This is a genomic window from Enterobacter cloacae complex sp. P13B (genome assembly GCF_014895915.1).
Taxonomy (GTDB): domain Bacteria; phylum Pseudomonadota; class Gammaproteobacteria; order Enterobacterales; family Enterobacteriaceae; genus Enterobacter; species Enterobacter bugandensis.
Genome location: NZ_JADBQN010000016.1, coordinates 156,572 through 162,671, shown reverse-complemented (window position 1 = coordinate 162,671; position 6,100 = coordinate 156,572). Strand labels below are relative to the sequence as shown.

The 6,100-nt window shown below is 56.0% G+C and carries 7 protein-coding genes; 4 read left to right on the top strand and 3 right to left on the bottom strand.

All coding sequences use genetic code 11. The features are described 5' to 3' along the window. Window positions 1-60: 60 nt before the first annotated feature. The 3 genes from IM273_RS09195 to trmB are packed head-to-tail and all read right to left on the bottom strand — an operon-like array spanning window position 61 to window position 1,880. Window positions 61-777 carry a DUF2884 domain-containing protein gene (locus IM273_RS09195; protein WP_193050779.1) on the bottom strand — a complete coding sequence of 239 codons (717 nt, stop codon included), beginning with the start codon at window positions 775-777 and terminating at the stop codon, window positions 61-63. 57 nt (window positions 778-834) lie between these two features. After that, entirely contained in the window at window positions 835-1,161 is a 327-nt protein-coding gene (locus tag IM273_RS09190) for a YggL family protein (protein ID WP_028014375.1), read from the bottom strand. Further along, a complete protein-coding gene (gene trmB, locus IM273_RS09185) occupies window positions 1,161-1,880 on the bottom strand; it encodes a tRNA (guanosine(46)-N7)-methyltransferase TrmB (protein ID WP_028014376.1) in 720 nt (239 codons plus the stop codon). Before trmB ends, IM273_RS09190 begins: the two co-directional genes overlap by 1 nt. 144 nt (window positions 1,881-2,024) lie before the next feature. Here trmB and mutY point away from each other — a divergent pair, with 144 nt between their 5' ends. The 4 genes from mutY to IM273_RS09165 all read left to right on the top strand — a co-directional run bounded on the left by mutY (window position 2,025) and on the right by IM273_RS09165 (window position 6,034). Beyond that, window positions 2,025-3,077: an A/G-specific adenine glycosylase gene (mutY, locus tag IM273_RS09180; RefSeq protein WP_193050781.1), complete on the top strand. Its 1,053-nt coding sequence runs from the start codon at window positions 2,025-2,027 to the stop codon at window positions 3,075-3,077. Window positions 3,078-3,103: 26 nt separating this feature from the next. After that, a complete protein-coding gene (locus IM273_RS09175; RefSeq protein WP_023309138.1) occupies window positions 3,104-3,376 on the top strand; it encodes an oxidative damage protection protein in 273 nt (90 codons plus the stop codon). 56 nt (window positions 3,377-3,432) lie between these two features. Then, window positions 3,433-4,509, top strand: a complete 1,077-nt coding sequence (gene mltC / locus IM273_RS09170) for a membrane-bound lytic murein transglycosylase MltC (protein ID WP_045260773.1) — start codon at window positions 3,433-3,435, stop codon at window positions 4,507-4,509. A gap of 268 nt (window positions 4,510-4,777) precedes the next feature. Then, window positions 4,778-6,034, top strand: coding sequence for a nucleoside permease (locus IM273_RS09165; RefSeq protein WP_041908317.1), 1,257 nt, complete (start codon window positions 4,778-4,780; stop codon window positions 6,032-6,034). Window positions 6,035-6,100: the final 66 nt, after the last annotated feature.

Genomic DNA, 6,100 nt, shown 5'->3' with positions numbered 1-6,100 from the left:
CTATGTCCCCGGACCGTACAGGGGAGAGGGCTGGGGTGAGGGGCCCAGCGCGCAGAGAACTTACTTCAGCGTCCCCACCAGCGCCTTCCGGCTGTCTTCCAGCGACACCACGCGTTTACACACGTCTTTGCCGAACTGCTGGAAATCATCTTCCTGGTTCTTCCACTCGTTCTGAATGGAAGTCTGCAAGCCGCCAAGGCTGCCCAGCACACCCTGCAGCGGGTTACCGCCGCCTTTCAGCACGGCTTTGGCGCCCATCTCGTTGATGCTGTCCTGCAGGATGCCGCCCATCGCCTGGTTCACCAGCTGCTGGCCGTCAGCGCGGACCTGATCGATCGCCTTATAGTGGAACGTCAGGCCATCAGAGCGCGTCTCGATAATGCGGTTCATCTGCTCTTTGAGCTGCTTGTCGAGCTTCGTAAGGCGGGAGCGCATATTACTGCTCTCCCCCACCTCTTTAGTGATGATTTTGTCCAGCGCGACGCGGCTCTTTTCGACGCGCGTCAGGGCGCCTTCATTAATCCATGGCAGCGCGGTACGCAAATCGGCCTGATAATCTTTCGCCAGCTCACGCTGTGCGGCAGTCAGGTTGTACTGTTTGCCGTTAAAGGTGACGTTCCCTTCCGGCGTAATCACCAGATTGCCGTTCTCGCCTTTGACCTGCACGGTTTGCGGGCTTAACACCACGTCATCACGCGGGGTGACGCCACATTGATAATCCGCATGGGCGGTGAATCCGGTTGCCATCAAAGCAACAGCCAGCAACGTTTTGCGCATCTTAAACACTCCCTCAGACAAAATGGGCCAGCTAATGCTGGCCCGCTTACTGCTTTATTAGTCCCACCAAACGTCGAAAAGTTCGCTCACGCGGACATCTTCCAGCTTGTGCTCTTCGAGCCATTTGCGAACCAGGGCCTGATGTTCTTCGGTGCATTTGCCCACTTCCTGGGTGCAGATCAGACCTTCCCATGCCAGGTAGCCGCTACCGTCGAAGGCCAGCTTGTTAGGCTCGATCACCTCGTTGATGAACGCATCAACGTCCTGGTCGATCTGCTCAACGCTGGTGCCTTCCGGGAAACGCCAGGCAACGGAGAAGCCCACTTCCTGGAATTCTTCGATGTGCATCTTTTTACGCAGACGACGGCTACGATTCTTTGCCATTATTTCACCCTCTCGAACATTAAGTCCCATACGCCGTGACCAAGACGATGGCCACGCTGTTCAAATTTTGTCACCGGACGCGATTCCGGACGCGGTACGTAGTCGTTGCTCTCGGACTGATTTTTGTACCCGTCCAGCGACGACATTACTTCCAGCATGTGTTCCGCATAAGGTTCCCAGTCGGTCGCCATGTGGAAAACGCCGCCCAGCTTGAGCTTGCTTTTCACCAGCTCGGCAAACGGTGCCTGAACGATACGGCGTTTATTATGACGCGCTTTGTGCCATGGGTCAGGGAAAAAGAGCTGAACCATGTTCAAAGAATTGTCAGGAATCATTTTGTGCAGCACTTCCACCGCGTCGTGACACATCACGCGCAGGTTCTCAACGCCCTCTTCGTGGGCCGTTGCCAGGCACGCACCGACGCCCGGGGAGTGTACTTCAATGCCGAGGAAGTTCTGCTCAGGGCGCGCTTTCGCCATAGTGACCAGCGAGGTGCCCATACCAAACCCGATCTCCAGCGTGACGGGCGCGTCGCGGCCAAACAGCTCGGTAAAGTCGAGCGGCTGCTCGCTGAACTCAACGCCCATCACCGGCCAGTAGTTGTCCAGCGCGTGTTGCTGCCCTTTGGTCAGGCGGCCCTGACGGCGGACAAAGCTGCGAATACGGCGCAGCGGGCGACCGTTTTCATCAAATTCCGGTGAAATGACGTCGTTTTTCATAAAAGAGTTGTCTGCTTGTGAGAATGTTCGGGAAACGGGCATTATCCAAAGTTAAGGCTTCTATGCAAGCATGGGAAAGATCCGGTTTACAGCAGATGGACGCTGTGCTGCAATCTGCGTCCCTGATTATGCGAATCGATGACCATGCAAGCCTCTCAATTTTCAGCCCAGGTGCTGGACTGGTACGACAAATACGGGCGTAAAACCCTGCCCTGGCAAATTGAAAAAACGCCCTACAAAGTATGGCTCTCCGAGGTGATGTTGCAACAAACGCAGGTCGCCACCGTGATCCCTTACTTCGAGCGTTTTATGGCACGCTTCCCGACGGTCACCGACCTGGCAAACGCGCCGCTGGACGAAGTGCTGCACCTGTGGACCGGGCTGGGCTATTACGCCCGCGCGCGCAACCTGCACAAGGCCGCGCAGCAGGTCGCCACCCGCCATAACGGTAAATTCCCGGAAACCTTCGACGAGGTGGCCGATTTACCCGGCGTAGGACGTTCAACCGCAGGCGCGATCCTCTCCCTTTCATTAGGCAAGCATTTCCCGATCCTCGACGGCAACGTGAAGCGCGTGCTCGCACGCTGCTACGCCGTTGACGGCTGGCCGGGTAAGAAAGACGTTGAAAAACGCCTGTGGGAGATCGCTGAAGCGGTCACCCCGGCGAAGGGCGTAGAGCGTTTTAACCAGGCGATGATGGATCTCGGCGCGATGGTCTGCACGCGCTCAAAACCGAAGTGCGAACTCTGCCCGGTGAACAACCTCTGCGTGGCGTATGCCAACCAGTCATGGGCGCAGTATCCGGCTAAGAAACCTAAACAGACGCTGCCGGAGCGCACCGGCTACATGCTGCTGATGCAGCACGGTGACGACGTCTTCCTCGCCCAGCGTCCGCCGAGCGGTCTGTGGGGTGGTCTATACTGCTTCCCACAGTTTGAAGATGAAAACTTGCTGCGTGAATGGCTTAAACAGCGCGGCATTGCGGCAGATACCCTGACGCAGCTGACCGCGTTTCGCCACACCTTCAGCCATTTCCATCTGGATATAGTACCGATGTGGCTTCCCGTGTCCTCATTCACCTCCTGCATGGATGAAGGCACCGCTCTCTGGTATAACTTAGCGCAACCGCCATCAGTCGGGCTGGCGGCTCCCGTGGAGCGCCTGTTACAGCAATTACGTGCCGGTGCAATGGTTTAGCATCGGCAACACAAAGAGGAATACGTATGGCCAGAACCATTTTTTGTACTTTCCTGCAGCGCGACGCTGAAGGCCAGGATTTCCAGCTCTACCCGGGCGACCTGGGCAAGCGCATCTATAACGAGATCTCCAAAGAAGCCTGGGGACAGTGGCAGAAAAAACAGACTATGCTGATCAACGAGAAAAAGCTCAGCATGATGAACCCGGAGCACCGCAAGCTGCTGGAGCAGGAGATGGTGAGCTTCCTGTTCGAGGGCAAAGACGTCCACATCGAAGGCTATACGCCGCCGGAAAAATAACAGCGTGCGGGTGAAACCCCGCCGTTAAAGCAAACACAACACGCACTCCCGGAATGATGAAAAAACTTTTAGCGCTAGCCCTTGTTGCGCCGTTGCTGGTCTCGTGCTCGTCCAAAAAAGGCGATGATTACAATGAAGCCTGGGTCAAGGACACCAACGGTTTTGACATTTTGATGGGGCAGTTTGCCCATAACATCGAGAACATATGGGGATTTAACGAAGTTCTTATTGCCGGACCTAAGGACTACGTTAAGTACACCGACGCCTATCTGACCCGTAGCCACATCAACTTTGATGAGGGTACGATCACCATTGAGACCATCGCAGGCACCGACCCTGCGGCACGGCTGCGTCAGGCGATCGTCAAAACCCTGCTGATGGGTGACGATCCGGGATCTATCGATCTCTACTCCGATGCGGACGACATCACCATTTCGAAAGAGCCGTTCCTGTACGGTCAGGTTGTCGACCAGACCGGACAGCCGATCCGCTGGGAAGGTCGCGCCACGAAATTTGCCGACTACCTGCTGCAGACGCGCCTGAAGAGCCGCTCTAACGGCCTGAAGATTATCTACAGCGTTACCATTAACCTTGTCCCGAACCACCTCGACAAGCGTGCGCATAAGTATCTGGGCATGGTGCGTCAGGCGTCGCGTAAGTATGGCGTGGACGAGTCGCTGATCCTGGCGATTATGCAGACCGAATCCTCGTTCAACCCGTACGCGGTGAGCCGTTCCGACGCGCTGGGGCTGATGCAGGTTGTCCAGCACAGCGCCGGTAAAGACGTTTTCCGCTCGCAGGGGAAATCCGGCACGCCGAGCCGCAGCTATCTGTTCGATCCGCAAAGCAACATTGATACCGGCACGGCCTATCTGGCGATGCTGAACAATGTCTATCTCGGCGGAATTGATAACCCGACGTCGCGTCGCTATGCGGTGATCACCGCCTATAACGGCGGCGCGGGCAGCGTGCTGCGCGTCTTCTCGAATGACAAAGTGCAGGCTGCGAACATCATCAACAGCATGGCGCCGGGGGATGTTTACTCCACCCTCACCACCCGCCACCCGTCTGCGGAATCCCGCCGATACCTGTATAAGGTGAATACGGCGCAGAAAAACTATCGTCGTCGGTGATCGGCCCTCCTTCTCCCACAGGGAGAAGGGGTTCTGCTTCCCCTCTCCCTGTGGGAGAGGGTCAGGGTGAGGGCATCAGTCCGCACCTATCCTCCACCCATACGAAAATGTTATTTGCATCACAATCCAAACTGCAAATTAATGTGGATTGCATTTTTTTGCGGGAGGTAACAAAACATATCGTTGCCAACTGATAGAATTGCATCAAATAACAACCCTGAATGTTCCTATAACAACATATCTCCCGCTCACTTGTGAGGAAAGTAACATGAACCTTAAGCTGCAGCTTAAAATCTTGTCGTTTCTGCAGTTCTGCCTGTGGGGTAGCTGGCTGACTACACTCGGCTCCTATATGTTTGTGACGCTCAAGTTTGATGGTGCGTCAATCGGTGCCGTCTACAGCTCGCTGGGTATTGCGGCTGTTTTCATGCCAACGCTGCTCGGTATCGTGGCGGATAAATGGTTAAGTGCGAAATGGCTGTATATGCTTTGCCATCTGGTGGGTGCGGGGACGCTGTTTATGGCGGCCGAAGTGACCACGCCGGGGGCGATGTTTATGGTGATCCTGCTTAACTCGCTGGCGTATATGCCAACGCTTGGGCTGATCAACTCCATCTCCTACTACCGCCTGAAATCTGCCGGCCTGGATATCGTCACCGACTTCCCGCCAATCCGTATCTGGGGCACCATCGGCTTTATCATGGCGATGTGGGGCGTGAGCTTCGCGGGCTTCGAGCTGAGCCACATGCAGCTGTATATTGGTGCTGCGCTCTCCGTACTGCTGGCGCTGTTCACCCTGACGCTGCCAACCATTCCGGTATCTAACCAGCAGAAAAACCAGAGCTGGAGCACCATGCTTGGCCTGGATGCCTTCGCGCTGTTCAAAAACAAGCGCATGGCGATCTTCTTTATCTTCTCCATGCTGCTGGGCGCGGAGCTGCAAATCACCAACATGTTCGGCAACACCTTCCTGCACAGCTTCGATAACGATCCGCTGTTTGCCGGGAGCTTTATCGTTGAGCACGCGTCGGTAATGATGTCCATCTCGCAGATCTCCGAGACGCTGTTCATCCTGACCATCCCGTTCTTCCTGAGTCGCTACGGCATCAAAAACGTCATGCTGATCAGTATCGCCGCGTGGATGCTGCGCTTCGGCCTGTTCGCCTACGGCGACCCGAGCGCGTTCGGCACCGTGCTGCTGGTGCTGTCGATGATTGTTTACGGCTGCGCCTTCGACTTCTTCAACATCTCCGGTTCGGTGTTTGTGGAAAAAGAGGTGAAGCCTGAAATCCGCGCCAGCGCGCAGGGCATGTTCCTGATGATGACCAACGGCTTCGGCTGTATTCTGGGCGGCGTGGTGAGCGGTAAAGTGGTTGAGATGTACACCACCAACGGTATCACCGACTGGCAGCCCGTGTGGCTGATCTTCGCGGCGTATTCGCTGGTGCTGTTCTTCGCGTTCCTCGCGCTGTTCAAGTACAAGCACGTTCGCACAGCGCACGGTACACAGCCGATTGCGCATTAATTGTTGTGCCCGGTGGCGCTTCGCTTACCGGGCCTACAAAACCAGACCGTAGGCCGGGTAAGGCGT